The following is a 26,552-nucleotide window of genomic DNA, read 5'->3' on the forward strand; positions in this document are numbered from 1 at the left end:
CCCTCAAGCTGCCCACCCTGGCTCGCCGGCTCGATGCCCTGCCCCTGGCGCTGCTGCCCCAGGCGCAGGCCCGGCAAGACTGGCTGGACGACATCGGCTGCCACACGCTGGCGCACCTGCGCGCCCTGCCGCGCGCCGGACTGCAGCGGCGCAGCACGCCCGAACTGCTGCAGGCCCTGGACGCCGCCTACGGCCAGGCGCCCGAACTCCATCGCTGGATCGAACCGCCCAACCAGTTTTCGCGGCGCATCGAACTGACGGACTACGTGGAACACACCGACGCGGTGCTGGCGGTGGCGCGCCGCCTGGCCGAACAGCTGGGCGGCTGGCTCACCGCCCGGCAACTGGCCGTGCGGCGCGTGGTGCTCAGCATGGACCACGAACGCGGCCGCCACGCCCGCCCGCCCACCGAACTGGAACTGGCCCTGGCCCAGCCTGTCTGGCAGGCGCCGCAGCTCCTGCACCTGCTGCGCGAAAAACTGAACCACTTCACGCTGGAGGCCCCCGTCATCGCCGTCGCGCTGCTGGCGCCCGACACGGTCGAACAGCCCGCCGCCAGCACCACCCTCTTTCCCGAACCCGGCGGCACCGCCACCGACCACGCCCGGCTGCTCGATCTGCTGGTCGCGCGGCTGGGGCGCGACCAGGTGCGCCATGCCCATCCCACCGCCGACCACCGTCCCGAAACCGCCAACTCCTGGGGCGACGCGCTGGCCGCGCCGCAGCGTCCCGAGCCCCTGCCCGCCCTGCTCGACCGTCCCTTCTGGCTGCTGGAAACCCCGCAGCCCCTGAGGCTGTCCGGCCATCGGCCCCAATACGGCGGCCAGGCGCTGCGGCTCATGCGCGGCCCCGAGCGCATCGAAAGCGGCTGGTGGGATCCCGTCCTGACCGTGCGCGACTACTTCGTCGCCGAAGACGCGGCCGGCGCGCGCTACTGGATCTACCGCGAACGCGACGCCGAAGCGGCGCGCTGGTTCCTGCACGGACTGTACGCCTGACATGCGCATGGACGACGACGCCCCCGATCCCCTGGACCCGGCCGACGCGCCGGCCCTGCTGCCCGGCTACGCCGAGCTGCAATGCCAGTCCAATTTCTCGTTCCTGCAAGGGGCCTCGCACCCCGAGGAGCTGGCCGCGCGCGCCGCCGAACTGGGCTACGCCGCCCTGGCCCTGACCGACGAATGCTCGCTGGCGGGCGTGGTGCGCGCCCATACCGAAGCCAAGGCCCTGAAGCTGCCGCTGATCATCGGCGCCACCTTCCAGCTGCGCGCCGCGCCCGACGCCGCGCCACTGGGCCTGACCCTGCTGGCCCAGACCCGCGAAGGCTACGGCAACCTGTCCGAACTGATCACCCTGGCGCGCACCCGGGCGCCCAAGGGCGAATACCGGCTGGCGCCGCAAGACCTCGCCGATCCGCCCGACGGCTACGCGCATCTGCGCCACCTGCCCGAATGCCTGGCCATCCTGACGCCCGCCTACGGCACCGACGCCGACCGCATGGCCGACCAGGCGCGCTGGCTGGCGCGCGTCTTTCCCCGGCGCGCCTGGGTGGGACTGACCCTGCTGCACCAGTCGCGCGACGATCTGCACCGCGCCGCCGTCGAGCACGCGGCCCGCGAATCGCAACTGCCCATCGTGGCGGTGGGCCAGGTCCAGATGCATGTGCGCTCGCGCAAGCCGCTGCACGATACGCTGACCGGCATCCGCACCCGCCGCCAGGTGTCGCAGTGCGGCTACGAACTGTCCGGCAACGCCGAACAGCACCTGCGCAGCCGCATGCGCCTGGCCAGCCTGTACCCGCCCGACGCGCTGGCGCAGACGCTGGCGGTGGCGCGCCGCTGCGGGTTTTCGCTGGACGAGCTGCGCTACGAATATCCCGACGAAATCGTGCCGCCCGGCCACACGCCGGCCAGCTACCTGCGCCAGGAGGCGCAGGCCGGCGCCCTGCGGCGCTTTCCGGCCGGCGTGCCGGACAACGTGGCCGCGCAGATTGAAAAGGAACTGGAGCTCATCGCCGACCTGGGCTACGAAGCCTACTTCCTGACCGTCTACGACATCGTCCAGCATGCCCGCAGCATCGGCATCCTGTGCCAGGGCCGGGGCTCGGCCGCCAATTCCGCGGTGTGCTACTGCCTGGGCATCACCGCCGTGGATCCGGCGCGCGGCAACAACCTCTTCGAACGCTTCATCAGCAAGGAACGCAACGAGCCCCCCGACATCGACGTCGACTTCGAACACCAGCGCCGCGAAGAGGTCATCCAGTACATCTACCGCAAATACGGCCGGCAGCGCGCCGCCCTGACCGCCGTGGTCATCTCGTACCGCCCGCGCAGCGTGCTGCGCGATACCGGCCGCGCGCTGGGCGTGGACCCGGGCGTCATCGACGCCGTGGCCCGCGCCCACCAGTGGTGGGACGGCAAGAAGGAAATGCTGCGCACGCTGGGCGCCTGCGGCCTGGACCCGGAATCCCGGGTGGCGCGCCAGTGGGCGGCGCTGGCGCAGACCCTGATGGGCTTTCCGCGCCACCTGTCGCAGCACCCGGGCGGCTTCGTGATCTCGCGCGGCAAGCTCTCGCGCCTGGTGCCCATCGAAAACGCCGCCATGCAAGACCGCAGCGTCGTGCAATGGGACAAGGACGACCTGGACGCCCTGAAGCTGCTGAAGGTGGACGTGCTGGCGCTGGGCATGCTGTCGGCCCTGCGCCGCACGCTCGAACTGGCCGGCCAGCGCCGCGGGCAGCCCCTGACGCTGCAGGACATCCCCGAAGGCGACACGCCCACCTACGACATGATCTGCGATGCCGACACCATCGGCGTGTTCCAGATCGAATCGCGCGCGCAGATGACCATGCTGCCGCGCCTGCGGCCGCGCGAATACTACGACCTGGTGGTGCAGGTGGCCATCGTGCGCCCCGGCCCGATCCAGGGGGGCATGGTCCATCCCTACCTGCGGCGGCGCCAGAAGAAAGAGCCCGAGACCTACCCCAGCGAAAGAGTCCGCGGCGTGCTCAGCCGGACCATGGGCGTGCCCATCTTCCAGGAACAGGTGATGCAGATCGCCGTGGTGGCCGCCGGCTTCTCGCCCGGCGAAGCCGACCAGCTGCGCCGGTCCATGGCCGCCTGGCGGCGCAAGGGCGGCGTGGACAAGTTCCGCATCAAGCTGGTCGGCGGGCTGCTGGCGCACGGCTACACCCTGGAGTTCGCCGAGGCCCTGTTCCGCCAGGTGGAAGGGTTCGGCGAATACGGTTTCCCCGAAAGCCATGCGGCCAGCTTCGCGCTGCTGGCGTATTCCAGTTCCTGGCTCAAGCGCCACGAACCGGAAGCCTTCCTGGCGGCGTTGCTCAATTCCCAGCCCATGGGCTTCTACGCGCCCGCCCAGCTGGTTCAGGACGCCCGCCGCCACGGCGTCTGCGTGCTGCCCGCCGACGTGACCCTCAGCGGCTGGGATTCCGCGCTGGAAACCCTGCCTGCCGGCCATCCCGGCGCCCGCCGCCGCGCGCACGACCACGCGCCCTCGCCGGACGCGCCGCGTCCCGCCGTGCGGCTGGGGCTGAGCCTGATCCAGGGCATGCGCGAGGACGCCGCCCGCCGTATCGAAGCCGCGCGCGCCGACGCCCCGTTTGCGAATACCGCCGACCTGGCCCGGCGCGCCGGCCTGAACCGCCATGACCTGAACGCCCTGGCCGCGGGCGACGCCCTGCGCACCCTGGCCGGGCACCGCCGCCAGGCCAGCTGGGAGGCCGCCGCCAGCGTGCAAAGCCGCGACCTGCTGCGCGACGCCGAGATCGTGGACGCCCAGGCCCCGCAACTGGCCGCCCCCTCCGAAAGCCAGACCGTCGCGGCGGACTACCGCAGCGTGGGCCTGACGCTGCACAGCCATCCCGTGGCGCTGCTGCGTCCGCAACTGGCCGCGCGCAATTTCCAGCCGGCCTCGGTGCTGAACGGCTACCCCAACAAACGCGTGGCGCGGGCCTGCGGCATCGTCACCGTGCGCCAGCGTCCGCAAACGTCCAAGGGCGTGATCTTCGTGACGCTCGAGGACGAGACCGGCCCCGTCAACGTGGTGGTGCGCCCGGAACTGATCGAACGCCAACGCCGCGAACTGCTGGGCGCAACCCTCCTGGGCGTGTTCGGGGCCTGGCAGAGCGTGGACGGCGTGCGCCACCTGATCGCGCAGCGGCTGGTGGACATGTCCGACCTGCTGGGCGGCCTGGCGGCCCACAGCCGCAACTTCCACTGAATTCCGGCGCCCCGCCTTACTGCCCGAACAGCGTGGCCCCATCCAGCGCCTGCGCCATCGCCTGATAGCCCGCGTCCCCCGGATGCAGGTGGTCGCCCGAATCGTAGGCCGGCAGCAGGCGGCCCGGGTGGGCGGGGTCGCGCAGCACGGCATCGAAATCCGCCACCGCGTCGAACACGCCGCTTTCGCGGATCCAGCGGTTCACCTCGCGCCGCACCGCGTCCTTGGCCGCACTGTAGTGGCCCGACAGCGGCGTGCCATGCAAGGCGCCCTCGAACGGCGGCAGGGTTCCGCCCACGACGCGCACGCCGCGGGCGCGGGCCGCCAGCGCCAGTTGCCGGTAGCCTTCAGTCAGCCGGGCCGCCGTCATGGGCGCGTCGTCCGGCGCAAAAGCGCTGTCCGGCCAGCCGATGTCGTTGATCCCCATCATCATCACCACCGTGCGCACCCCGGGCTGGGACAGCACATCCGCGTCGAACCGCGCCATGGCGTTCTGCCCCATCTTGTCGCCCCAGACGCGGGCGCCCGAAATCCCCGCGTTCACCACGCCGATTCCCTGCGGCGCCAGCCGCGCGGCCAGGAAGTCCGGCCAGCGGCGGTTCGCGCCCGGCGTCGAGCCGTTGCCGTCGGTCAGCGAATCGCCGAACGCCGCCACCACCGGCGCATCCGCCGCGCCTTGCACCCAGATTCCGGCCAGGAAGGCGCGCCCGTCCAGGGGCCGGGCGCCCGGCAGGTCCGGCTGGCCGCTGGCGTCGCCGTCCTTCAGCCAGCCGGTCTGCTGCGCGCCCCAATGGAAAGTCGTCACGGGCGTGGGCTCGGGAAAGTAGGCGCTGACCGCCAGTTCGCTCAAGGCGGGCACGGGCAGGTCCACGGGATCGCTGATCACCTGGGCGCCCGGCGCCACGGTGACGCCCGGCTGGCCGCCGAAGCTAAGCGTGCGGTCGGTAGCCGGGCGGATCGCCGCCCCCTCCCCGGCCAGCGCCACGCGAGCCGCGCCGATCACCAGGGGCTGCGCGCCGTAGCGGTTGGACAGCACCACCCGCAGCCGCTGCCCGCCCAGGCTGATCCTGGCCTTTTCCCGCAGGGTCTGGCGGCGCAATTCGGCGGGCATTCCCGTCGGCAGGATGAAGGACGCGTCCCACAGCGGTTGCGGGCTGGCGAACCAGGACGCGGTCCAGGCGGCTTGCGGCGCGGGTGCCCCGCTGTCAGGGACGGGCTGCGCGGCGCCGGCGGCGGACGCGGCCAGCACCGCCAGGCTGCCCGCCAGCACGGCGAGCGGTTTCGGAAAACGACGGGAGGCACGGGTATTCATGGCGTTCCTTTCAGATGATCCCGCGAAGGCGCGGATCTTGTGACGCCAAGATAGGTTCTTCCCGATTACGCCGGTAGCCACGTAAACTGCATACCACTTCTTCCAAAAAGGAATGACCAACATGGACACCCTGCGCGCCATGCGGGCCTTTGTCCGCGCCGTGGACCTGGGCACGCTGTCCGCCGCCGCGCGCGAACAGGGCCTGAGCCAGCCGGCGCTCAGCAAGATTGTGGCGGCCCTGGAAAAAGACCTGAGCGTGCGCCTGCTGGAACGCAGCACCACCCGCGTCGTCCCGACCGAACAGGGCAAGCGCTTCTACGACCGCGCCACCCGGGTGCTCGAGGAATACACGGAGGCCGTGGCCGACGCCCGCGGCCAGACCGAAACGCCCACGGGCCTGCTGCGCGTGAACGCGCCGGTGGCGCTGGGCCAGTTCCGGCTCAATGCGCTGATCCTGCAATTCCTGCAGGCCCATCCCGCGATCCAGGTCGAACTGATCCTGAACGACCGGTTTGTCGACCTGGTGGAAGAAGGCGTGGACGTGGCCCTGCGGCTGGGCGGCGAACTCCCGCCCAACGCCGTCGCGCGCAAGGCCGCGGAATCGCCCCGCTGGCTGGTGGCCGCCCCCGCCTACCTGGCCGCCCGGGGCAAACCCCGGACGCCGGACGACCTGGCGGCCCATGAATATGTCCGCTACGCCTGGCTGGCCGCGGGCGGCGCGCTGGAACTGCACCGGGGCGCCACGCGCGCCGTCGTCCAGACCCAGGGCCGCTACCGGGTCAACAATGCCCTGGCCATCCGCGAGACGCTGGCCATGGGCGCGGGCATCGGCCTGTGCCCCGCCTGGCTGGTGCAGGACCTGCTGGCCAGCGGCGATCTGCAGCGCGTCCTGCCGGCCTGGAGCGCGGCGCCGCAGGAGGCCTTCCTGATCTACCCGTCGCGCCGCTACCAGTCCCTGCGCGCGCGCCTGCTCATCCAGTTCCTGGCCGAGCGGCTGGGCAGGCTGCCCGGCATGCAGGCGCCTTCCAACGCCTGATTCATGCGCACATGACGCGCACCAGATTCCGGTAGATATCGCGGGCGCCTTCCAGCTGGTCGAGCGCGATGGATTCGTCGATGGTGTGCGCGTCCTCTTCGTTGCCCGGCCCCAGGCCAATAGTGGGGATGCCGCGACGGCCGGCAGATTCCGACCCATTGGTGCAGAAGGCCCAGCTGCCGACGATCGGCGCCCTGCCGCTATCGGCCACTGCCACCCGCGCGGCCCGCAGCAGCGCGGCGCCGGCGTCGCAGCGCCATCCCGGCAGCCAGCGCCGCGGCGTGGCGTGCTGGCCAGTATAGGTAGCCACCCGGTCCTCGCTGACTTCCAGCGTGAAATCGGATAGCCCATGTCCGGCCAGGTGGGTGCGAATCTGCGCCAGCACGTCCGCCAGGCTTTCGCCCGACACCGTACGACGGTCGAATCGTATGGTCGTCGTGATCGGAATCATGGAAATCGACGGATACGGATGCGACACGATATCCGTCGGCACCAGCAAAGCCGCGCCCAGCACGTCATCGTACGGCAGCGCCAGGCTTTCCAGCGCCGTCAGCGCCCGCGCCGCCGCGTGCAGCGGGTTGATGCCGATATGCGGCGTCGCCGCGTGGGCCGGCTTGCCATGAAAGGTCAGCAGCAACTCCACCCGGCCCTTCTGCCCGGCCTTGATCTGCAGTTTCGAGGGTTCGCAGATGACCACCGCCTGCGGCGCGCACGCATCAAGCACTGGCGCCAGCGCATGGCCTTCGATGACTTCTTCCAGTACGCTGGCCGACACGGCCACGCGGCGCTTCAAGCCTTCCCGGGCGGCTGCCGCGACACCGCAGATCGCCGCCGCGATGCCGCCCTTCATGTCGGTGCTGCCGCGCCCGTAGAGGCGCCCCTCGCGGATTTCGCCGCCGAACGGATCGACACGCCAGTCACCCGTCACCGGCACGACGTCCATGTGCCCGTCGAACAGCAGGGCCACGTCCTCGTCGGCCGGGCCTATCACGCCCAGCACCGACCCATTGCGATCGGTCGTGACCGAGCTGAAGCCGGCCTCGCGCATGGTTGCGGCCATCAGTGCCGCCATCTCGCCTTCATTGCCGGACAGGCTGGGGATACGCACCATCGCCTGCGTCAACGCCACTACGTCCAAAGTCATCATCGTTCCTTTCAGAAAGCGGCGGGCAACGGGAGCCCGCCGCGGGGGGGCGCCACGCCTAGCGATTCACCAGCGCCTTCGGCACGCGGTAGACGAGCACCGCGCCGATCAGGGCGAAGCTGGCCAGGAAGTACATGCCCCAGTTGGTCGAGCCGGTAAGGTCCTTGATCCAGCCGATCGCATACGGACTGACGAAGGCCGCCAGGCCCGCGAACGAGTTGATCCCGGCGATGCCCGCCGCAGCGCTCTTGCCATCCAGGAAGGCCGTCGGCAGGCTCCAGAACAACGGTGAACACACCATGCAGCCCGCCGCCGCCACCGACAGCATGGCCACGGCCAGCACCGGGCTATGACTGAACAGCGCGCTCAGCGCCAGGCCCGTTCCGCCCACCAGGAACGGCACGATCATGTGCCAGCGGCGTTCGCGAGTCGCATCCGAATGGCGGCACACCAGCACCATCGAAATGACCGCGCACACGTTCGGCACCGCCGTCAGCAGGCCGATATGCAGCAGTGACTCGACACCCGTCGAACGGATCACCGACGGCAGCCAGAACGCCAGTCCGGACAGGCTGGACACGGTGCAATAGCAGATCAGCGCCATGTGCACGACGCGCCGGTCCTTCAACAGCGTCAGCATGGACACGTGTTCGACCTTGGCCGTCTTCTCGCGCAGCAGGTTCTGGTCCAGGCGCGCCTTCTCCGCCGACGACAGCCAGCGCGCGTCGGCGATGCGGTCGTCCAGGTACCAGAACACCGCCAGGCCCAGCAGCACCGAGGGAATTGCCTCGATGATGAACATCCATTGCCAGCCGGCCAGGCCGTGGTGATCGTGGAACGCCTCCATCACCCAGCCCGACAGCGGTCCACCCAGGATGCCCGCGAACGGCACCGCCGTCATGAACACGGCCACGATCTGACCGCGCCGGTTCGACGGGAACCAGTAAGTCAGGTAAAGGATGATGCCGGGATAGAAGCCGGCCTCGGCCGCGCCCAGCAGGAAGCGCAAGATGTAGAACTGTGTCGGCGTCTGCGTCAGCGCCATCGCGGCCGAGATCAGGCCCCACAGGATCATGATGCGCGCCAGCGTCTTCTTCGCGCCGATGCGATGCATAAGCACATTGCTTGGCACTTCGAACAGGAAGTAGCCGATGAAGAAGATCCCCGCGCCCAGGCCGTAGATGGTTTCGCTGAACTTCAGGTCATCCAGCATTTGCAGCTTGGCGAAGCCGACATTCACGCGGTCCAGGAACGCCGCGATGTAGCACACCATCAGGAATGGCAACAGGCGCCACGCCACCTTCCGATACAGCGCATCATCCCGCGCCAGGGGGTCCTTGTCCGCGGCAACCGGGGAAACCGCAATGCTCTCGACTGACTGATCCATATTTTCACCTTGGGGTCTGTTTTTCTAGGCCGAACGCTCCCCTGCAAACGCCTTGGGCGCTCGCATGCTGTTTTTATGGGAAGGGAACTTCCGGACCGGGGGTACGGACGGCTTCACGGCCGTCCGCGCTGGCCGCGCCGCAGGCTAGGCGGTGATCGCCACCTCCAACGGGGGTTCTGTCGCACCTCGGCGTTGCGTGATCAGCCCATAGGCTTCGGGACGCCGGTGCCGTTCGAAATTGAACGTGGTGTTCTTGTAGGACAGGCAAAGATCCAGGTCACAGCGCGCAATCGCCAATTCATCGCCCTTGGTCGAGCAGGCGGCCACGATCTCGCCGGACGGCGCAATGATGCAACTGCCGCCAATCATCTCGCAGCCTTCTTCCTTGCCGGCCTTGGCCACGCCCACCACCCAGGTGCCGTTCTGATACGCGCCCGCCTGCATCACCAGATGATTGTGGAACATCGACAGGTCATCGTGCTCGGGCGCGGGCGGATTGTGCACCGGCGTGTTGTAGCCGAGCAGGATCATTTCCGCCCCCTGCAGGCCCATCACCCGATAAGTCTCCGACCAGCGGCGGTCATTGCACAGGGCCATGCCCATCACGCCGCCAAAGCCGCGCCACACATCAAACGACTCGCCAGGCTCAAAATAGTGCTTTTCGAGATGCTGAAAGGCGCGCCAAGGCTCATGCCCGGCATGGCCGGGAAGATGCACCTTGCGGTACTTGCCGATGATTGCCCCGTCCTGGCCCACCAGGATCGACGTATTGAAGCGGCGCTTGACGCCCTGTTCAATCGCCAGCTCCGCATAGCCCAGGTAAAAGCCGATGCCAAGCTTGCGGGCGGTATCGAACAGCACCCTGGTTTGCGGCCCCGGCATCTCGCTTTCGTAGAAGGCGTCGATCTCTGCGGGATCCTCCATGTACCAGCGCGGAAAGAAGGTCGTCAGCGCCAGTTCCGGAAACACCACCAGTTGGCAACCCATGGCATGGGCCTGGCGCAGGTGTGCGAGCAAGCGCTCGACGACGTCCCGGCGCGTATCGCCGCGCTGGATCGGACCGAGCTGCGCGGCCGCGACGTTGATGATGCGTGACATGTTCAGTCTCCTAGGTATTCATTGTTCTGCGAGTTCGAGCATCAGTTCCAGCAACACGCCGGCGCCCGCCTCGATATCGTGGTCATGCGTGAATTCCGCGACGTTGTGCGACAGCCCGCCCACGCTGGGTACGAAGACCATGCCGGTCGGGCACATGCGCGCCAGCATCTGGGCGTCGTGGCCGGCGCCGCTGGGCATGCGCCGCACGCGATGCCCGCGTTTCCGGGCAATCGCCTCGACCCGCCCGACGATGGCCTCGTCGAATGCCACCGGCGCGAAGTCGGCCAGCACCCGGTGCGCCAGCTCTACCCCTTCCTGCGACGCGGCCTGCGCGGCATACGCCATGCATCGCGAGATCGCCTGTTGCAGCGCGGCGCCATCGGTGTTGCGCAGGTCCAGCGTGAAAGTCGCCCGGTTGGGGATGACGTTGATCAGGTTTGGAAACAGGTTGACCTGCCCGACGGTCGCGAGCTGCCCGCCCCCCAGCTCCCGCGCCAGGTCGCGGGCAAAGCACGCGATGCGGGCCGCGACGATGCCGGCGTCGTGGCGCAGCGCCATGGGGGTGGTGCCGGCGTGGTTGGACACGCCGCGCACGGTGAACTCGATCCAGTGGATGCCCTGCACCCCCGTCACCGCGCCGATGGTGTAGTCCTCGTGCTCGAGCACCGGCCCCTGCTCCACATGCAATTCGACGAAGGCGTGCACCTGGTTGTTGCCGGTCGTGGCCGGCCCGGCGTAGCCGATCCGGGCAAGCTCTTCCCCCACCGTGGCGCCGTCTATGCCGACCGTGGCCAGCGCATCCGCCAGCGCCAAGTCGCCCTGGAACACCAGGCTGCCCATCATGTCGGGGGCAAAGCGCGCCCCTTCTTCGTTGGTGAAGAAGGCCACCGCGACCGGCCGCTCTGTGACCACGCCGGCATCGTTCAATGCCGCTATCACTTCCAGCCCTGCCAGCACGCCCAGATTGCCGTCATAGCGGCCGCCGGTGCGCACCGTGTCGATATGCGATCCCGTCATCACCGGCGGGCCCGCCATGCGGCCGGGACGCAAGCCGACCACATTGCCGATGCCGTCGATCGTGACGGCCAGCCCCAGCTCGCGCATCCATCGGACGACCAGGTCGCGGCCTTGGCGGTCGGCATCGGTGAGCGCCAGGCGGCACACCCCGCCGCCGTCAATGGCGCCGACCTGGGCCAGGTCCGCGATGCGCTTGAGCAAGCGGGCGCCGTCGATGCGCACCTTCGCCGGGCCTGTCTGCAGCGCGGCGCCTGTCATGCCGCGGCCTCGGCTTCGACTTCGGCGGCGCTCTTGCCTACGATGCGCTGGTAGAGTTCCGGGTCGGTCGCGCCTTCGCTGCCGAACACCAGCACGCGGCTGGACGCGTCCAGTCCCAACGCGTCGCGCACCGACGGATCGGCCATGGCCGCCAGGCAGCCGGTCAGCCCCGCCACCGCCGATTCGCCGGCGACAATCGGGGTGTCGCCATACCTGCCGCTGGCCAACAGACGCACTGTCTCCAGCGCGGCCTCGTCATCGACCGTGAGGAAGGCCTGCGCCCCCGGGTGCAGCACCTCCCAAGCCAGCAGCGACACTTCGCCGCAAGCCAGCCCGGCCATCACCGTATCCAGGTCGCCCTGCACCGCCACCGGCTTGCCGGCCCGGGCGCTCTCGTACAGGCAGGCGGCCTTGTCGGGCTCGACCACGATAAAGCGCGGACGGCGCGGGCCAAGCTTCTCCCAGAAATGGGCGCAGACCGCAGCGGCCAGGCCGCCCACGCCGCCCTGCAGGAACACGTGCGTGGGCAATTCGGCATCGCCGGCTTCGCGCAATTGCCGCAACGCCTCGTCGGCCATCACCGCATAGCCCTGCATCACGTCCTTCGGCACCTCCATGTAGCCGGGATAGGACGTGTCAGACACCACGTAGCGTCCATGCCGCGCCGCATCTTCGGCCGCCTGGCGCACGGAATCGTCATAGTTCCCCGCCGTGCGCACCACCTGGGCGCCGTATTGCTCGATCGCCCGCTTGCGGCCCTCGCTCACCGTCGCATGGATATAGATCACGCATTGGCAGCCAAACCGTTGCGCCCCCCAGGCCACCGATCGGCCATGATTGCCGTCGGTCGCGCAAGTCACCGTCATGGCCTGCGTCAGTTCCCGATAGCGGCCGGACAACAGGTCATCGACCGAGAGGTCATCGCGCCCCAGCCGGGCCGCGAGTTCGCGCAGCAACTGGCGACTGACGGCATACGCGCCGCCCAGCGCCTTGAAGCTGCCCAGTCCGAAGCGGCCGCCTTCGTCCTTGTAGCGGATGGCCACCACGCCGGCCTCGCGCGCCAGGCCGGGCAGGTCGCGCAGCGGCGTGGGCTGATAACCGGGCCAGCGGCCGATCTGCGCCTCGGCCAGCGCATAGGCCTGGCCGCCAAGCACGTCGAGCTGCCGCGCGCCATAAGCGGCGGCCGGTTCGAAAGCGGGATTCGGCGCGTATTGCAGCCGGACGTTCGGAATCGGGTGGTTCAAGCCAGTCTCCTGTGGAAATTCAGCGATGCAAGTCGCCGTAGTGTTCATGCAGCCGTTCGATGTTCTGCAGGCGTTCGCGTGCGCTCGCCCCGAGCTTGCGCGCGAGCGCCGAGCCCAGGTGGTTGATCACGCTGATGGCGGCGACGTAGGAATCAAATACCACCGCCCCGCTGTTGACACAGCGCAGCACCAGGTCCGACCGCGCGGGCAGTTCGGTGGCGGTCGGATCGGTCAGCACCACCACCTTGGCGCCCACTCGGTTGGCGTGTTCGACGATGGGCTTGAGCAAGGTGACGCGGCGGCGGAAGTCCATCACGACCAGCACGTCGTCCGGCCCCAGGTCGGCAAGATCTTCGGCCAGATTCAGCCCCGCGCCCGGCACCAGCGAGATGCCATCGCGCAATTGCGTCAACAGCGCCCAGGTGTACTGCGCCAGCACCCGTCCATTGCGAAACCCCGCGATGCAGATGCGGCGGGCGTCGGCAAGCAGGGCCACCGCGCGCTCGATATCGCGGCTGTCCAGGCGTTCGAAGGTCTGCACAAGGTTCTGCAGGTCCGCGGCCAGATGTTCGGCAAGCGCATCGCCCGTCGCATCGGGTGGACGCACGCCCGCCATTTCGTATAGCGGAGAGCCACGATCGGATTCGTCTCGCGCCTGGGCGCGCACCTCATTGAAATTCTCGTATCCCAGGCGCCGGAAGAACCGCCCTGCCGTGGCTTTGGAAACGCCCGCCTTCTGCGCCAGTTCGGCGCCCGAATAGGCCGCGATATTGCCCAGGCACTCCAGCGTCACGTGGGCAAGCCGCTGTTCGCTTTCCGTGAAACTGTCCTGCAGCGCAAGAATCCGTTCCTGCAATATCGAAGTCATGGTGGCCGCCCTTTTATGGAACTATAGTTTCATCAATATATATTTGTGAAACTATAGTGTCAACGCAAATTTCGGGTTGACCTCGGCGCGCCATGCGAGCGCCGGAACGCGCGGGACAGCCGCCGTCACAGCGCGTCGCGGCTGGTCTATCATGGGTTTTTTGTCGCGTTGTTGTAAGGAGCCCTACATGATCCGCAAGCTGATCCCCTTCCTGCTGGTTGCAACCCTGGCCGCATGCGCCAACACGGGCGGTTCGCGTTCGTCCAGCGCGCCGGCGTCGTCCAGCTCGTCGAGCGCGTCATCCTCCTCCAGCGACAGTGGCGGTTCGTCGTACGGATCGTCGTCGGCCATGCCCGGCAGCACCAGCGGCAAGACCTGCGACGCCGGCCCCCTGCAATCGCAGCTCGGCCAGAAGGCCACGCCGTCCGTCATGGAAGACCTGCGCACGCGCAGCGGCAGCGCCACCGCCCGCATGCTGCGGCCGGGCCAGGTGGTCACCATGGAATACAACAACACCCGCCTGAACCTCATCGTGGACGACAAGGACGTCATGACGGCGATCCGCTGCGGCTGACGGCCGCGCCGCCCGCCGGGGCCGGCCGGCCCCGGCCCGCCGTTCGACGGCTATGGCCCGGGCGGCCTGGCCGCCGGCGGCACGTGGGGCAGGAACGCTCCCGCCACCTCGAACGCGCATTCCTCGCGCGCAATGTCGATCACCCGAGACACGACCGGGTTGACGATGTTCTTCTTATGCACCGCGTAGTAATTGATGGTCGGCAGGTCCGGCTGCACATTCAGCTGGCATAGGGCGCCGCGCGCCACCAGCGGCGCGAAGTAGGCGCCCGGCAGGTAGCTGATGCCCAGGCCCAGCATGGTCAGCTGCGCCATCATTCCCAGGCTGTTGCAGGTCAGCACGCGCTTGACCGGCAGCCCCTGCTCCGCGAACCACGCGTCGTACAGGTGCGACAGCGCCGAATTGGTGGGCTGCGAGATCACCGGATACGGCGCCAGGTCCTGCGGCGTCAGAGGCGCCGAAAAATCGATGTCCAGCGCCGGGCTGGCCATCCAGACGTTGGTGACCGCGCCCAGGTGCGTGCAGTCGTACTGGTAGCCCCAGAACGGCCCCGGCATGATGGCCAGGTCCAATTCGTCCTTTTCCAGCCGTTCGTACAGAGTGATGCCGCCGTCGATCTCGGGCATCAGCTGCACGCGCGGATAGCGCTGGCTGATCTGCTTGATCAGCCCCGCCAGCCAGGTCATGCCCACCAGCTCCGTCACGCCCAGCCGCACCACGCCTTCGAAACTGGCCGGGTCGGCCATGTTCTGCACGATGCGGCTGTTCAATTCCAGCATCTGGGCGGCCAGCTCGAACAGCTTGCGGCCCTGCGGCGTCATCAGGAGCTTCTTGGCCCGCCGCTCGAACAGGGGCGAGCCGGCAAAGGCCTCGAGTTCCCCCACCCGCTTGGCGACGGCCGACTGGGTGGTGTGCAGCTTGCGCGACGACGCGCTGAAGCTGCCCAGTTCGGAACTCCAGTAGAAGGCCTCTAGCTGTTTGAGGGTGTACATCGCAGCGGTCGACGAGAAACGCATGGAAACCCTCACCTTAACATCGCGGCCGAACAGCCCCTGAACCGCGCCGGATCACCCGCGCGGATGCAGGATGTCCGCCAGGAAGCGCTGCGCGCGCGGATGGGCCGGGGCGCTGAAGAAGCGCTCGGGCGTGTCCATTTCCAGGATCTCGCCCGCGTCCATGAAGACGACGCGGTCGCACACGTCGCGCGCGAAGCCCATTTCGTGGGTCACGCACACCATCGTCATGCCGTCCTTGGCCAGGCCCTTCATCACCTGCAACACCTCGCCCACCATTTCCGGATCCAGCGCGCTGGTCGGCTCGTCGAACAGCATCACCGGCGGCTGCAGGGCCAGGGCCCGCGCAATCGCCACGCGCTGCTGCTGGCCGCCCGACAGCGACCCCGGATAGGCGTCGATCTTGTGCGCCAGCCCCACGCGGTCGAGCAGGCTGCGCGCCAGCTCCACCGACTGCTTGCGCGGCTGCTTGCGGATGTTCACGGGCGCGAAGATCACGTTTTCCAGCACGCTCATGTGCGGGAACAGGTTGAACTGCTGGAACACGAAGCCGATCTTCTGGCGCAGCGCGTTCAGGTTGGCGCCCTTTTGGTAGATGTCGGCGCCGTCGATCAGGATGCGGCCCTTCTCGATGGGTTCCAACCGGTTGATCGTGCGGATCATGGTCGACTTGCCCGAGCCCGACGGCCCGCACACCACCAGCACTTCGCCGCGCGCGACCGACAGGTCCACGTCCTTGAGCACATGATGCTCGCCGTACCACTTGTTCACTTTCTCGAGTTTGATCATGTCTTGTTCCTTTACGCCATGGCGCGCGAGCGGCGGATGCGCAGGTCCAGCCAGGAGAGGCCGCGGCTCAGGCTGAAGCACACGACGAAATAGATGATGGCCAGGATGCCGAACACCTGCAGCGGCTGGGTCAGCACCAGGTTGTTGACCTGGTTGGCCGCGAAGGTCAGTTCATTGACGCTGATGACATAGCCCAGCGAGGTTTCCTTGATGGTGGAGACGAACTGGCTGGTCATGCTGGGCAGCACGTTGAACAGCGCCTGCGGCAGCACCACGCGGCGCATCGTCGTCCAGTAGCCCACGCCCAGCGAGCGCGACGCCTCGATCTGGCCGCGCGGCACCGCCTCGATGCCCGAGCGGATCACCTCCGACAGGTAGGCGCTTTCATAGACCACCAGCGCGAAGATCAGCGTCCAAAAGCCGCTGACCACTTGGCCCGTCAGCTTGGGCACCACGAAATAGGCCCAGAAGATCAGCATCAGGAGCGGCATGCCGCGCACCACGTTGACCAGCGCCTTGCTGGCCGTGCGCAGCCAGCCATAAGGGCTGACCCGGGCCAGCGCGACCAGCAGCGCCAGCGGCAGGGACATGGCCAGGCCCAGCGCGGCCAGGATCAGCGTCAGCGCCAATCCGCCCAGCGGACCGTTCGGGTATTGGCCCACCAGCAGCGTGGGCCAGTATTGCATCAGCAGATCAAGCACCGTGGCCTCCGCGGTTCAGTCGATAACGGGCGTAGATGCGCGATCCCAACGCCATGATCAGGAACGATCCCAGCAGGTACATGATCGTCGCGGCGCCGAAGGTGGCGAAGGTGCGGTAGGTCTCGTTTTCGATCTCGCGCGCCTGGTAGGTCAGTTCCATGACGCCGATCGCCATGGCCACGCTGGTGTTCTTAAACAGCAGCAGCGCGCGGCCGACCAGCGGCGGAATCGAAATGCGCAATGCCTGCGGCACGATCACGTAGCGCATGCATTGCAGGTAGCTGGCGCCCAGCGCGCGCGCCGCCTCGAACTGCGTGCCGGGAATGGCGCGCAGGCCGCTGCGGATGTCTTCGGCGATGTAGGCGGCCGACCCCAGCGCCAGCGCGATCGCGGCCAGCGACATCTCGGCGTTGTGCGCGTACAGCCACATGCGGAAACCTTCGGGCAGCAGCTCGGGCATGCCGAAGTACCAGAACAGCACCTGCACCAGCAGGGGCACGTTGCGGTGGTATTCCACATAGGCGTCGACCAGCCAGCGGCACGGCGCCAGATTGGTGGCTCGCACGACCACCAGCGTCACCGCGATGGCAAAGGCCATGACCCATGCGACCAGGAACAGCTGCACGGTGACGGCCATGCCACTGAGCAGCAACTGGTATTGGGAAGCGTCAAGTAAGCTCATAAAACACTCAATCTCCTGCAAACACGCGGTCCACGCCAAGCGTCACGGCTTCCCGCGCATCACACTGCTGACGCGGGAAGCCGTGACGGGAACTGGCGAAGGACGGCGCTGTGGTCCGCGCCCTTACCCGGCGATCGGGCCGATCTTGAAGCCGCGTTCCAGCTTGTACGGCGTTTCCGGGCCGAACCACTTGTCGAACAGCTTGGCGGCCGCGCCCGAGGCTTCGGCTTCATCCAGCGCCTGGTTCACGGTTTCCAGGAAGCGCGGCTCCGACTTGCGCACGCCCAGGCCCCAGGGCTCGTCGAACACCGCCTTGGAAATGACGCTGACCGGCGCGGTCGGGGGGCTTTGCAGCACCAGGCGCACCAGCACCAGCTCGGACGCGAACTGCGCATCCACCTTCTTCTGCTGCAGGGCCAGGTACGTGGCCGAGCTGTCGCCATAGCCAATGACCTGCGACTTGTCCAGGATGCGCTTGATCTCGCGTTCCGAGCTGGAACCCTTGGTCGCGCCCACCCGGCGGCCGTTCAGGGCCTCGATGGAATCCAGGCCCGAATCCTTGCGCACCATCAGCTTTTGCGGGCTGACGTAGTAGGCGTGGCTGAAGGCGATCTGCTGGGCGCGGTCGGGCGAATAGCCCAGGTTGGCCGCCAGGATGTCCACGCGCCCTTCGTTCAGTTCCGGCACGCGCGCCGCCACCGACAGGAGCTTGTAGTTGACCTTGACGCCCAGCTTGTCGGCGACCAGCTTGCAGACGTCCACGTCGTAGCCCACCAGCTGGCGCGTCGCGCCGTCCTGGAAGCTGAACGGCTGCGAGGTGCCCAGCGTGCCGCAGACCAGCTCGCCGCGCGCCTTGATGTCGTCCAGCTGATCGGCCTGGGCGGCTGCGCCCAGGGCCAGCGATGCCAGGCCCAGGCAGGCGGCAAAGAGAGTGTGGCGCTTCATGGTTGATTCCCCTTTAGTGGTTGTGTGGTGAACAGGCTTGAAAGAGCGCTGGGACGATGCCGATCCGCCGCGCCGTCAGGCCAGCTTGGCGCAGGCTTCGCGGATGGCGGAGCATCCCTGGCGGATATCGTCCAGCGATGCGGCGAAAGACAGGCGGAACGTGCCCGGCGCGCCGTACGCGTGGCCGTCGATGACGGCCACGCCGGCCTCGCGCAGCAGGTAGTGCGTCAGGTCGGTGTCGGTGGCGATCACGTCGCCGGCCGGCGTTTTCTTGCCCAGCAGGCCCGAGCAGTCCGGGAAGACATAGAACGCGCCCTGCGGCACGACGATGTCCAGGCCCGGCGCGCCGGACAGTTCGGCGATCGCCAGGTCGCGGCGCTCGCGGAATACCTTGGCGAATTCGGCCACGCAGTCCTGCGGACCGGACAAGGCTTCCAGCGCGGCCGCCTGGCTCACCGACGAGGCGCCCGACGTGCTCTGCGACTGCAGGATCGCCATCGCCTTGATCAGTTCGTCCGGACCCGCGCCGTAGCCGATGCGCCAGCCCGTCATCGCGTAGGCCTTGGACACGCCGTTGACCACCAGCGTGCGCGCGGCCAGTTCCGGCGCGACCTGCAGCGGGTGCACGGTCGGCTCGCCGGTGAAGTTCAGGCGCGCATAGATGTCGTCGGTCATCAGCCAGACGTGCGGATGGCGCTTGAGGACCTCGGCCAGGCCGCGCAGTTCGTCGGCGGTGTAGACCGAGCCCGTCGGATTGCTGGGCGCGTTCATCATCAGCCACTTAGTGCGCGGCGTGATCGCGCGTTCCAGCGCGTCGGGCGTGACCTTGTAGCCGGTTGCCGGCGACGTTTCCACCGCCACCGGCACGCCGCCGTTGACCAGCACCATGTCGGGGTACGAGACCCAGAACGGCGCCGGAATCAGGACTTCGTCGCCGTCGTTCAGCGTCGCGGCCAGCCCGTTGAAGATCACCTGCTTGGCGCCGGTGCTGACGATGATGCGCGAAGCCGGGTAGTCCACGCCGGTCGCTTCCAGCAGGTGGGCGCCGGCGGCCTTGCGCAGGGCCACCGTGCCCTGGGCCGGCGGATACTTGGTTTCGCCGCGGTTCATGGCGGCGGTGGCGGCCTGGCGGATGTGTTCGGGCGTGGAGAAATCCGGCTCCCCGATCGTCAGGTCGATGATGCGGCGGCCCTGCTCGCGCAGTTCGGCGATGATGGCGCGCGCGGCCACGCTGGGCGACAGCTTGATGCGCTTGATGCGGTCGGCGACGATGCTCATTTGGCCGCCCCCGTCTTCTCGGCCAGGGTCTTTTCCAGCCACGGCTTGGTGTACGTGCCGGCGCGCAGCTTTTCCTTGGCCACGGCTTCGTCGGCTTCCTTCTTCTGCGCCAGGGCCAGGACGGCGGCGGCGTGTTCGGCGGGAATCACCACCACGCCGTCGGCGTCGCCCACGACCACGTCGCCGGCATTGACCACCTGGCCGCCCACCGACACGGGCACGTTGATTTCGCCGGGACCGTCCTTGTAGGGGCCCTTGTGCGACACGGCCCGCGCGAAGCAGCCGAACTCGCCCTGCGCGAACACGTCCACATCGCGCACCGCGCCGTCGATCACGAACGCTTCGATGCCGCGCGACTGCGCATCCATCATCATCAGTTCGCCGACCAGCGCGTTGCTGGCGTCGCCGGCGCCGTCGACGACGATCACGTCGCCCGCGCCGCCCAGCGAAATCGCCTTGTGGATCATCAGGTTATCGCCCGGACGGGTCTTGACGGTGAGCGCCAGGCCCACCGTGCGGCGCGTGCCGCCGTGCAGCGGACGCAGGCCCGACACGCCGTAGAGGCGGTTCATGCAGTCGCTGATCTGGGCCGAGCCGATGCTGGCGAATCCGGCCAGCACGTCGGCGGCGACGGCCGGCGCGGGCCGGGAAAGAATGCGATATCCGATGGGATTCATAAGGGAAGTCAGGTGTGAATGCGTGTAGCGGTTAAGCGAACATGCATTACAAAGCCCCACGCGCCTTTCCTCAAAACGATATAAATTCCCATCGATCCACGAATTTTTTTCGTGGATTTCAACGATTAAGGGTTATCCCTTATTCGTGCATCGGCCATCAATCGTCGCCGCCCGACGCGCTGCGCGCCTCGGACAGCGCCACCGTCAGGTGCATGACCTTCTTCTTGAGCTGGTCGCGCTCGTCGGTCAGCCGGGCAAGCAGTTGCCGCAGGCGGGCGATCTCGCCCGGCAGGTCCTCGAGGTGCTCGATCGGCACGTCGGGTTCGGCTTCGCGCGGCGGCGGCGCCTTGGCCTGGCGCACTTCGCGCGCGGCCTGCTGCAGTTCCTTCCTGCCCCCGGCCACGGCCGCCGCCTGCCGTTCGGCGGGCAGCGAGGCCACCGCGGCCGCGGCGTTGATGGAAATGGCGCCTTCTTTGACCGCGCGCACCAGTTCGGGCGCCGCGGTCTTCTGGATCTTTTCGATCTGGCCCAGCGTATTGCTGCTGATCCGCGCGGCGCGCGCCAGCGCCTGGCGGCTGGGCACGGCCGGCGACCAGGACGGTTTGGCGGGCTCGGCCGCCGGCGCGCCGTCGCCCGAGGGCGCCGCGGCGGGCGCGGCCCCGGGTTCGTCTTCGTCCCAGGGCGGCGAACCGTCCTCGGGGACCGCGCGCGACAGCAGGATTTCCTTCTTGCGCAGCGCCAGCACGCCGCGCTGGAAGTCCGACACGCTGCGCCGCCCCAGGTGGTTTTCGATCATCCACAGATGCACGTCTTCCATGGACTTGAAGCGCGGGTTCTGGATGGTCTGGAAAGGAATGTTGTGCTTCGTGCACAGCGCATACCGGTTGTGGCCGTCCACCAGCAGGTCGCCCCACAGCACCAGCGCATCGCGGCAGCCTTCGGCCAGCAGGCTGCGCTCCAGCGCGGCGTGCTCGTCTTCGGTCAAGGGGTCTATATAGGCGCGCAGGCCTTCGTCTATCCGGATATCCATGTTGTCCAAGTCAATTCGCGCCGCGCCCTACGCCAGCCCCTGCCCCCGCAGCACGTCCTGGATGGCGGCCAGACGGGCCACCGGGTCGGTCAGGGCCAGCAGTTCAGCCTTGTCGTCCGGCGGCAGCGGCAGGAGTTCGCACCAGCGGTTCGCGACCCAGCCGCAGTCGTCCAGGCGGAACGGCGGGGCCAGCGGCATTCTTTCGGCGGGCACGCCATCTTGCTGCCATTGGACCACCAGGCGCCCCAGCGCGTCGGCGCTGGCCTGCATGGCCGCCGGCACGGGCGTGGGCGGGTCGTCGGCAATGGGCTCGGCCTCGCCCATCCAAAGACCGTATTTTGCCACTTCGCTGGAAAGCAGCCGGAACCGCCCCGTGCCCGTGCAGCGGATTTCCAGCAGGGCCGGCATGGGCGCCTCCCAGGCGTCCACCCGGGCCATGGTGCCCACGGGCGACAGCGTCTCCATGCCTTCGGGCGAACGCACCTCGCTGCCCGCCAGCAGGCCCACGATGCCGAATTCGGTGCCCTGCGCGATGCTGCGGCGGATCATGTCCAGGTAGCGCACCTCGAAGATCCGAAGATGCACCACACCGGCGGGAAACAGCGCATTGGATAACGGAAACAAGGGAATCAGCGACATGGCCGCCTCCTGTTCATTTCACGTGGAAGGCATCGTCCACCGGCACCTGCAGCGCCGTCGCCAGCGCGTTGGTCTGCGACGCCATGCCTATCACCGCCAGCAGCTCCGCGTGCTGGCCGTCGGTCATGCCCTTGGCCCGGGCCGAGGCCGTGTGCGAGTGGACGCAATACGAGCAGCCGTTGGCGGTGGACACGGCGATGTAGATCATCTCGCGCACCAGCGGCGGCAGTTCGCCTTCGGCCATCATGACCTGCTTGAGCTGCTCCCAGACGCTGCGCATCCGCGGCGGATCGTTGGCCAGCGCGCGCCAGAAGTTGTTGACGAAGTCCGACTTGCGCGTGGCGCGGATGTCCTCGAACACCGCCCACGCCTCGGGATTCCTGCGGATCTCGTCGTCCGACAGCAGCTTTACCGTACTCATTGCCTCGCTCCATGGGTGATAAAAGACGTTACCCCGCCGCCGTTCCCCGATCGCAGCCGTTGACCTATCATGGGGCGCATCCCGTGCGTCAGGCGTTGCGCCCGTCATACGGGATGCGGGTCAGCGCGTTCAGGTCCAGGTGCTCGATGCAGCGCACGTTCACGGCCGCCGTTTCCTCGCCCTTGGCGCCCACCCCGAAGCCGAACGGCGCGCAGCCGCAGTTGGCGCAGAAGTGATGCGCTATGACGTGCCGGTTGAACTTGTAGGTGGCCATGGACTGCGTGGATGACGTGATGCGCAGGCTGGCGCGCGGCACGAACCACAGCAGATAGCCCTTGCGGCTGCAGTGCGAGCAGTTGCATTCCAATACCTGGGACACATCGCCGTCGACTTCGAAGGCGATCTGTCCGCAGTGGCAGCTTCCTTGTTGCATGGTCTGGCTCCTGGCCGTTGGCGGATCAGACTCCCATCATAGAGCCGGGCCGCCCGCCTTGCCATGCGTATGGGCCGGGCGGCCCAAGCACGGAGACATCATGCCCCAGTTATCCGCTTACCTGAGCTTCGACGGCGATTGCGCCGACGCCATGCGCTTCTACGAACGCGTGCTGGGCGGGCGGCTCGAGGCCCTGGTCCGCTACGCCGACGCGCCCGCGGACGCCCCCCTGCCCGCGCTCTCGCCCGAGGACGCCGGACGCATCCTGTATGCGCGGCTGACGCTGGACGAGCAGACGCTGATGGGCGGCGACGCCACGGCCGGCCATCCCTACGCCGGCAAGCAGGGCGTGGCCCTGTCGCTGGCCTACCCCACCGTGTCCGACGCGCACCGCGTGTTCGAGCATCTGGCCGAGGGCGGCAGCGTGACCCTGTCGCTGCAAAAGACATTCTGGGCCGAGGCCTACGGCACGCTGATCGACCGCTACGGCACCCGCTGGATGGTCAGCGGCGGACGCCTCGGCCACTAGGGGCCTCTGCGCTCCGCCGCCCGTTCATCCGCGCCTCAGGACGCGCGCGCCGTCAGCCATTCGGCCGGCTGCAGGGGCCGGCCCACGACGCGGATCTCGCCCAGCGCGCCCAGGAAGCCGCCGCTGGGGCCGCCGCCGTCCCAGTAGCCCGCGCCCACGGTCCACGGCAGGTTCAGCGTGGCCAGGCCCGCGCCGTCCACCGCATTGCGCAGCACCGGCGCGCCTTCCACGTACATCGTGGTTTCGCGCGTCACCGGATCGTTGACCACCGCCACGTGCAGCCACGTGTCCACCAGGATCTCGCCCGACCAGTTGGTGCGGGCGCCGATGGGCGTGACCGCCGAGGGCACCACTTCCCACTGCACTTCGCGCAGGTTGGAAATGGCAAACTGCAGCGGCGGCGATTGCGGCAGGCTGGCCGCCCAACCCGGCAGGTCGCCACGGCGCCCGGCGCGCGTCATGATGTTCATCCAGGCATTGGCCGCGGCGGTCCAGTCGCCGGCGATCTTGATGAAGGCCTCGACCGTGTAGCCGCCCGCGAAGGTCTCGGTGTTCAGGGACGCCGCCACGTCGGTCAGGAAGTAGCTCAGGCGCGGCCCGGCCGTATTGCGGAACGAAATGCTGCCCGGCGCGGCCGACAGGCGGTGGCGGTCGCTGCTCCAGACCAGGTCGCCCTCCTGCGCGGTGTTGCCCGCCGGTTCGTTCAGCGGCGCGCGCGTCAGCGTGTTGTTGTTGCCCGATTTGTCGGCGATGACGGCGCCCTGCGCCACCGCGGTGCCTGCCGCCCCGCCCGTGAAGCGCCAGTGCGCCAGCGTGCCCGTGGCGTGCGCGTAGTCTTCGTCGTTGGCCGGCGCGGCCTTCTCGGTCGGCGCGGCGTCGGTATAGCCGTTCAGCGCCAGGGCCAGCGCCGCGTCCGTGATGCTGCCTTCGCGCGTGCCCGCCGCCGCCTTGAAGTTCGGATTGAACGCCGCAAAGCGCTTGGCAAAATCCATCTCGATCACGAACTGGTTGTTCGCGTCGGTCAGCACCGCCTGGTCGAACTCGTTGACCGTGTCCTTGGGCTTTTGCGGCACCCACGGCGAGAACGACGACGCCACGATGCGGTTGTTCGTAAGGTCGAATTCGTAGAAGCGCAGGAGGCCATTGCCCCCCTGGTACGCCATCTGGTAATCCACCACCATCTCTTCGACCGCGTTGCCGAAGTCGTTGATCTTGGTCAGGCGCGCGGCGCCGTGATGATGGCCGTTGACCGTCATGAAGATCTGATCGTTGCCGCGGATCAGCTTTTCCCAGAGCATCAGGCCGTAGTCCACTTCCAGCGGGCTCGTGCCGTCGTTGGCGATGGCCAGCAACTGGTGATTGACCAGGATGGCGGGCAGCGAGGAATGCGACTGCAGGACCTGCCGGGCCCACGCCAGGCCCGCGTCCGACACGCGCCACGACAGCGACAGCACCAGGAACTTCTGCCCTTCCGCCTCGAAGACGTGGTATTCGTGAAAGCCGCTGGCGTCGCGGCCGCCGAAGGTGGCCTGCTTGCCCGCGCGGTCCTTGCCGAACCACTTCAGGTAAGGCTCGGCCGCCGGGTCGCGCGTGGCGTCCGTGCCGTTGACCGGGTCGGACTCGTAGCCGATGTCCTGCAGCACGTCGTGGTTGCCCGCCAGAACCGAATACGGCACGCCCGCCTCTTCCAGCTTCTTCATGGCGGCGTCCGCCACTTCCCATTGCTGGGGCCGGGAGACCTGGTCCACGATGTCGCCGACGTGGATGACGAACGGCACGTTCAGCGCCTTGGCCGATTGCGCGATCCAGGCGGTCTGCGCCATGAAGGGCTCGCTGCCGAACAGCTTGTCGAACTGGTTGCCGGTTTCAGCCGTGGCGTAGCGCGCGTAGAACTGGGTATCGGGCAGCACCACCAGCCCGAAGCTGGACTGCAGTTTGGCCGCGGGCGGCGGCTCCACCGCGCCCTCGTCGCCCCCGCCCGGCGCGGGAGCCGCCTCGTCGCTGTCATCGTCGTCGCCGCCGCAAGCCGTCAGCAGCGTGGCCAGGCCGGCGGGCAGCACCCAGGTGCCCACGCCCGCCTTGATGATCGAACGCCGCCGCGTGTTGACGCCGTCCTGCTGCAAGCCATCCCCGGCTTCCTGGCCGATTCCGTTCTCGTTCTGGTCTGAAGACACTCTGCACTCCATGATTCAAGTGAAGCTCCGGGCGCGCGCCGGTCCCCCCTGGACCGGACGATCCGATGCCCTCGGGCATCCGCGCTGGAAGCCGCCACTCTAGGCAGGCATTGCAACAACGGCATGAACCGCAGGTGACGAGTACGTGAAAGGTCTGTGAATCGGCCGCGCCTGCCGCGCCGCTTCAGCCCCCGGGCCGGTGCGCGGCCAGCACCTCCTGCAGCGATTGCGCCGCGCCCTGCAGCACGGGCACCGCGCGCAGCAGGTCGTCCAGCATCACCCGGGCGGTCGGCGCATGGCAGGCCACCGCCGCCACCACGCGGTTCTCGCCATCGCGCACGGGCACCGCCACCGCGCTCATGCCGCGCACGAATTCCTCATTGTCGATACCGATGCCGCGCGCGGCCAGGCGGTCGAGTTCCGCCTCGAGCCTGGCGGGGTCGGTCAGCGTGCGCGGCGTATTGCGCGTGAGCGGCAGGCGCGCCAGCACGCGGCCACGTTCCAGCCGGCTCATCGACGCCAGGAACAGCTTGCCGCTGGCCGTGCAGTGCATGGGCACGTGGCTGCCCACCGCGAAGAACAGGCGCAGCGGTTCGGTCGTTTCCACGCGTTCCATGTAGACCACCTGATCGCCGTCCGGCGCGGTCAGGTTGCAGGTTTCGCCCAGCGCGCCCACCAGCTTGGTCAGCACCGCGCGGCAGGCGCGGGTGAAGGCGCTGGCCCGCAGCGTGGCCAGCGCCAGCGAGGTCGCCTGCGGGCCGGGCACGAAACCGTTTTCGGTCGGGGTGGCCGCCACGAATCCGGCGCGCTGCATCGCCGCCAGCAGCCGCATCAGCGTGGTCTTGGGCATGTCCAGCCGCTGCGCCAGTTGCGCCAGCGTGGGCGGATGCTGGGCGCGCGCCAGGTGGTCCAGCACCAGCAGCGCGCGCAGCGAACGCGCGGCCTCCTGCTGCGCGCCGGCGCCGTCGTCGGGGGCCTGGCCCGATGCTGCACTGCGATTGTGAAACCGAAGCTGCATGTTCTGTTCCATTTGTCCGCCCCTGCGCGTGTTGTGCTTTGTTCTG

General features: G+C 68.3%; 25 protein-coding genes. 5 read left to right on the top strand and 20 right to left on the bottom strand.

Annotated features, from left to right (window positions below; translation table 11 throughout):
• The coding region (locus ABE485_RS18545; RefSeq protein ID WP_346516736.1) for a DNA polymerase Y family protein at window positions 1-998 on the top strand (998 nt) is incomplete at its 5' end.
• A 1-nt stretch (window position 999) separates the two neighbouring features.
• The gene (locus tag ABE485_RS18550) at window positions 1,000-4,239 is read left to right on the top strand and encodes an error-prone DNA polymerase (RefSeq protein ID WP_346516737.1); all 3,240 of its coding nucleotides are present in this window, start codon (window positions 1,000-1,002) and stop codon (window positions 4,237-4,239) included.
• 16 nt (window positions 4,240-4,255) lie between these two features.
• On the opposite strand, the gene ABE485_RS18555 is transcribed toward ABE485_RS18550, so the two are convergent.
• A complete protein-coding gene (locus tag ABE485_RS18555; RefSeq protein ID WP_346516738.1) occupies window positions 4,256-5,551 on the bottom strand; it encodes an SGNH/GDSL hydrolase family protein in 1,296 nt (431 codons plus the stop codon).
• Window positions 5,552-5,672: 121 nt separating this feature from the next.
• On the opposite strand from ABE485_RS18555, the gene ABE485_RS18560 reads away from it, so the two are divergent.
• Window positions 5,673-6,587, top strand: a complete 915-nt coding sequence (locus ABE485_RS18560) for a LysR family transcriptional regulator (protein ID WP_346516739.1) — start codon at window positions 5,673-5,675, stop codon at window positions 6,585-6,587.
• 1 nt (window position 6,588) lies between these two features.
• On the opposite strand, the gene ABE485_RS18565 is transcribed toward ABE485_RS18560, so the two are convergent.
• The 6 genes from ABE485_RS18565 to ABE485_RS18590 all read right to left on the bottom strand — a co-directional run bounded on the left by ABE485_RS18565 (window position 6,589) and on the right by ABE485_RS18590 (window position 13,603).
• Window positions 6,589-7,731: a YgeY family selenium metabolism-linked hydrolase gene (locus ABE485_RS18565; protein WP_346516740.1), complete on the bottom strand. Its 1,143-nt coding sequence runs from the start codon at window positions 7,729-7,731 to the stop codon at window positions 6,589-6,591.
• Window positions 7,732-7,789: 58 nt separating this feature from the next.
• Entirely contained in the window at window positions 7,790-9,118 is a 1,329-nt protein-coding gene (locus ABE485_RS18570) for an MFS transporter (RefSeq protein WP_346516741.1), read from the bottom strand.
• A gap of 144 nt (window positions 9,119-9,262) precedes the next feature.
• Complete coding sequence (locus ABE485_RS18575; RefSeq protein WP_346516742.1) at window positions 9,263-10,216, bottom strand: N-carbamoyl-D-amino-acid hydrolase; 954 nt, start codon at window positions 10,214-10,216, stop codon at window positions 9,263-9,265.
• Between the two features lie 18 nt (window positions 10,217-10,234).
• On the bottom strand, window positions 10,235-11,491 hold the full coding sequence (locus ABE485_RS18580) for a M20 family metallo-hydrolase (RefSeq protein WP_346516743.1): 1,257 nt from the start codon (window positions 11,489-11,491) through the stop codon (window positions 10,235-10,237).
• Window positions 11,488-12,735 (bottom strand): diaminopropionate ammonia-lyase, encoded by a 1,248-nt coding sequence (locus tag ABE485_RS18585; protein WP_346516744.1) that lies wholly within the window; start codon window positions 12,733-12,735, stop codon window positions 11,488-11,490. The genes ABE485_RS18580 and ABE485_RS18585 overlap by 4 nt, the downstream gene beginning before the upstream one ends.
• Window positions 12,736-12,754: 19 nt before the next feature.
• Entirely contained in the window at window positions 12,755-13,603 is an 849-nt protein-coding gene (locus ABE485_RS18590; RefSeq protein WP_346516745.1) for a MurR/RpiR family transcriptional regulator, read from the bottom strand.
• A gap of 187 nt (window positions 13,604-13,790) precedes the next feature.
• Here ABE485_RS18590 and ABE485_RS18595 point away from each other — a divergent pair, with 187 nt between their 5' ends.
• On the top strand, window positions 13,791-14,177 hold the full coding sequence (locus ABE485_RS18595; protein ID WP_346516746.1) for an I78 family peptidase inhibitor: 387 nt from the start codon (window positions 13,791-13,793) through the stop codon (window positions 14,175-14,177).
• A gap of 50 nt (window positions 14,178-14,227) precedes the next feature.
• Here the strand turns inward: ABE485_RS18595 and ABE485_RS18600 are convergent, their stop codons facing one another.
• From ABE485_RS18600 to ABE485_RS18650, 11 genes are all read right to left on the bottom strand, one after another.
• Window positions 14,228-15,193 (bottom strand): LysR family transcriptional regulator, encoded by a 966-nt coding sequence (locus tag ABE485_RS18600; RefSeq protein WP_430795440.1) that lies wholly within the window; start codon window positions 15,191-15,193, stop codon window positions 14,228-14,230.
• A gap of 51 nt (window positions 15,194-15,244) precedes the next feature.
• Window positions 15,245-15,979: an amino acid ABC transporter ATP-binding protein gene (locus ABE485_RS18605; protein WP_346516747.1), complete on the bottom strand. Its 735-nt coding sequence runs from the start codon at window positions 15,977-15,979 to the stop codon at window positions 15,245-15,247.
• A gap of 11 nt (window positions 15,980-15,990) precedes the next feature.
• On the bottom strand, window positions 15,991-16,680 hold the full coding sequence (locus ABE485_RS18610; protein WP_346516748.1) for an amino acid ABC transporter permease: 690 nt from the start codon (window positions 16,678-16,680) through the stop codon (window positions 15,991-15,993).
• Window positions 16,673-17,362: an amino acid ABC transporter permease gene (locus ABE485_RS18615; protein WP_346516749.1), complete on the bottom strand. Its 690-nt coding sequence runs from the start codon at window positions 17,360-17,362 to the stop codon at window positions 16,673-16,675. The genes ABE485_RS18610 and ABE485_RS18615 overlap by 8 nt, the downstream gene beginning before the upstream one ends.
• Window positions 17,363-17,485: 123 nt before the next feature.
• Complete coding sequence (locus ABE485_RS18620; RefSeq protein WP_346516750.1) at window positions 17,486-18,307, bottom strand: ABC transporter substrate-binding protein; 822 nt, start codon at window positions 18,305-18,307, stop codon at window positions 17,486-17,488.
• A 75-nt stretch (window positions 18,308-18,382) separates the two neighbouring features.
• Window positions 18,383-19,585, bottom strand: coding sequence for an aminotransferase class I/II-fold pyridoxal phosphate-dependent enzyme (locus ABE485_RS18625; RefSeq protein ID WP_346516751.1), 1,203 nt, complete (start codon window positions 19,583-19,585; stop codon window positions 18,383-18,385).
• Window positions 19,582-20,262 carry an RraA family protein gene (locus ABE485_RS18630; RefSeq protein WP_346516752.1) on the bottom strand — a complete coding sequence of 227 codons (681 nt, stop codon included), beginning with the start codon at window positions 20,260-20,262 and terminating at the stop codon, window positions 19,582-19,584. Before ABE485_RS18630 ends, ABE485_RS18625 begins: the two co-directional genes overlap by 4 nt.
• Window positions 20,263-20,419: 157 nt before the next feature.
• Window positions 20,420-21,292, bottom strand: a complete 873-nt coding sequence (locus ABE485_RS18635; RefSeq protein WP_346516753.1) for a hypothetical protein — start codon at window positions 21,290-21,292, stop codon at window positions 20,420-20,422.
• 27 nt (window positions 21,293-21,319) lie between these two features.
• Window positions 21,320-21,931 (bottom strand): LON peptidase substrate-binding domain-containing protein, encoded by a 612-nt coding sequence (locus ABE485_RS18640; protein ID WP_346516754.1) that lies wholly within the window; start codon window positions 21,929-21,931, stop codon window positions 21,320-21,322.
• Between the two features lie 13 nt (window positions 21,932-21,944).
• Window positions 21,945-22,352 carry a carboxymuconolactone decarboxylase family protein gene (locus ABE485_RS18645; RefSeq protein ID WP_346516755.1) on the bottom strand — a complete coding sequence of 136 codons (408 nt, stop codon included), beginning with the start codon at window positions 22,350-22,352 and terminating at the stop codon, window positions 21,945-21,947.
• 88 nt (window positions 22,353-22,440) lie between these two features.
• Window positions 22,441-22,785 carry a GFA family protein gene (locus tag ABE485_RS18650; RefSeq protein ID WP_346516756.1) on the bottom strand — a complete coding sequence of 115 codons (345 nt, stop codon included), beginning with the start codon at window positions 22,783-22,785 and terminating at the stop codon, window positions 22,441-22,443.
• A gap of 100 nt (window positions 22,786-22,885) precedes the next feature.
• On the opposite strand from ABE485_RS18650, the gene ABE485_RS18655 reads away from it, so the two are divergent.
• Window positions 22,886-23,314 carry a VOC family protein gene (locus tag ABE485_RS18655; RefSeq protein ID WP_346516757.1) on the top strand — a complete coding sequence of 143 codons (429 nt, stop codon included), beginning with the start codon at window positions 22,886-22,888 and terminating at the stop codon, window positions 23,312-23,314.
• Between the two features lie 35 nt (window positions 23,315-23,349).
• Here the strand turns inward: ABE485_RS18655 and ABE485_RS18660 are convergent, their stop codons facing one another.
• Window positions 23,350-25,488 carry a LamG-like jellyroll fold domain-containing protein gene (locus ABE485_RS18660; RefSeq protein ID WP_346516758.1) on the bottom strand — a complete coding sequence of 713 codons (2,139 nt, stop codon included), beginning with the start codon at window positions 25,486-25,488 and terminating at the stop codon, window positions 23,350-23,352.
• Window positions 25,489-25,672: 184 nt separating this feature from the next.
• Window positions 25,673-26,518 carry an IclR family transcriptional regulator gene (locus tag ABE485_RS18665; RefSeq protein WP_346516759.1) on the bottom strand — a complete coding sequence of 282 codons (846 nt, stop codon included), beginning with the start codon at window positions 26,516-26,518 and terminating at the stop codon, window positions 25,673-25,675.
• Window positions 26,519-26,552: the final 34 nt, after the last annotated feature.

Source organism: Achromobacter spanius, from assembly GCF_039673305.1.
In the GTDB taxonomy this organism is placed as follows: Bacteria; Pseudomonadota; Gammaproteobacteria; order Burkholderiales; family Burkholderiaceae_B; genus Achromobacter; species Achromobacter spanius_F.

Excerpts from the sequence above, each read along its gene's own strand:
- ABE485_RS18550 (WP_346516737.1), top strand. The coding sequence starts at position 1,000 with ATGCGCATGGACGACGACGCCCCCGATCCCCTGGACCCGGCCGACGCG.
- ABE485_RS18555 (WP_346516738.1), bottom strand. The coding sequence starts at position 5,551 with ATGAATACCCGTGCCTCCCGTCGTTTTCCGAAACCGCTCGCCGTGCTG.
- ABE485_RS18560 (WP_346516739.1), top strand. The coding sequence starts at position 5,673 with ATGGACACCCTGCGCGCCATGCGGGCCTTTGTCCGCGCCGTGGACCTG.
- ABE485_RS18565 (WP_346516740.1), bottom strand. The coding sequence starts at position 7,731 with ATGACTTTGGACGTAGTGGCGTTGACGCAGGCGATGGTGCGTATCCCC.
- ABE485_RS18570 (WP_346516741.1), bottom strand. The coding sequence starts at position 9,118 with ATGGATCAGTCAGTCGAGAGCATTGCGGTTTCCCCGGTTGCCGCGGAC.
- ABE485_RS18575 (WP_346516742.1), bottom strand. The coding sequence starts at position 10,216 with ATGTCACGCATCATCAACGTCGCGGCCGCGCAGCTCGGTCCGATCCAG.
- ABE485_RS18580 (WP_346516743.1), bottom strand. The coding sequence starts at position 11,491 with ATGACAGGCGCCGCGCTGCAGACAGGCCCGGCGAAGGTGCGCATCGAC.
- ABE485_RS18590 (WP_346516745.1), bottom strand. The coding sequence starts at position 13,603 with ATGACTTCGATATTGCAGGAACGGATTCTTGCGCTGCAGGACAGTTTC.
- ABE485_RS18595 (WP_346516746.1), top strand. The coding sequence starts at position 13,791 with ATGATCCGCAAGCTGATCCCCTTCCTGCTGGTTGCAACCCTGGCCGCA.
- ABE485_RS18600 (WP_430795440.1), bottom strand. The coding sequence starts at position 15,193 with ATGCGTTTCTCGTCGACCGCTGCGATGTACACCCTCAAACAGCTAGAG.
- ABE485_RS18605 (WP_346516747.1), bottom strand. The coding sequence starts at position 15,979 with ATGATCAAACTCGAGAAAGTGAACAAGTGGTACGGCGAGCATCATGTG.
- ABE485_RS18615 (WP_346516749.1), bottom strand. The coding sequence starts at position 17,362 with ATGAGCTTACTTGACGCTTCCCAATACCAGTTGCTGCTCAGTGGCATG.
- ABE485_RS18620 (WP_346516750.1), bottom strand. The coding sequence starts at position 18,307 with ATGAAGCGCCACACTCTCTTTGCCGCCTGCCTGGGCCTGGCATCGCTG.
- ABE485_RS18625 (WP_346516751.1), bottom strand. The coding sequence starts at position 19,585 with ATGAGCATCGTCGCCGACCGCATCAAGCGCATCAAGCTGTCGCCCAGC.
- ABE485_RS18630 (WP_346516752.1), bottom strand. The coding sequence starts at position 20,262 with ATGAATCCCATCGGATATCGCATTCTTTCCCGGCCCGCGCCGGCCGTC.
- ABE485_RS18635 (WP_346516753.1), bottom strand. The coding sequence starts at position 21,292 with ATGGATATCCGGATAGACGAAGGCCTGCGCGCCTATATAGACCCCTTG.
- ABE485_RS18640 (WP_346516754.1), bottom strand. The coding sequence starts at position 21,931 with ATGTCGCTGATTCCCTTGTTTCCGTTATCCAATGCGCTGTTTCCCGCC.
- ABE485_RS18645 (WP_346516755.1), bottom strand. The coding sequence starts at position 22,352 with ATGAGTACGGTAAAGCTGCTGTCGGACGACGAGATCCGCAGGAATCCC.
- ABE485_RS18650 (WP_346516756.1), bottom strand. The coding sequence starts at position 22,785 with ATGCAACAAGGAAGCTGCCACTGCGGACAGATCGCCTTCGAAGTCGAC.
- ABE485_RS18655 (WP_346516757.1), top strand. The coding sequence starts at position 22,886 with ATGCCCCAGTTATCCGCTTACCTGAGCTTCGACGGCGATTGCGCCGAC.
- ABE485_RS18665 (WP_346516759.1), bottom strand. The coding sequence starts at position 26,518 with ATGGAACAGAACATGCAGCTTCGGTTTCACAATCGCAGTGCAGCATCG.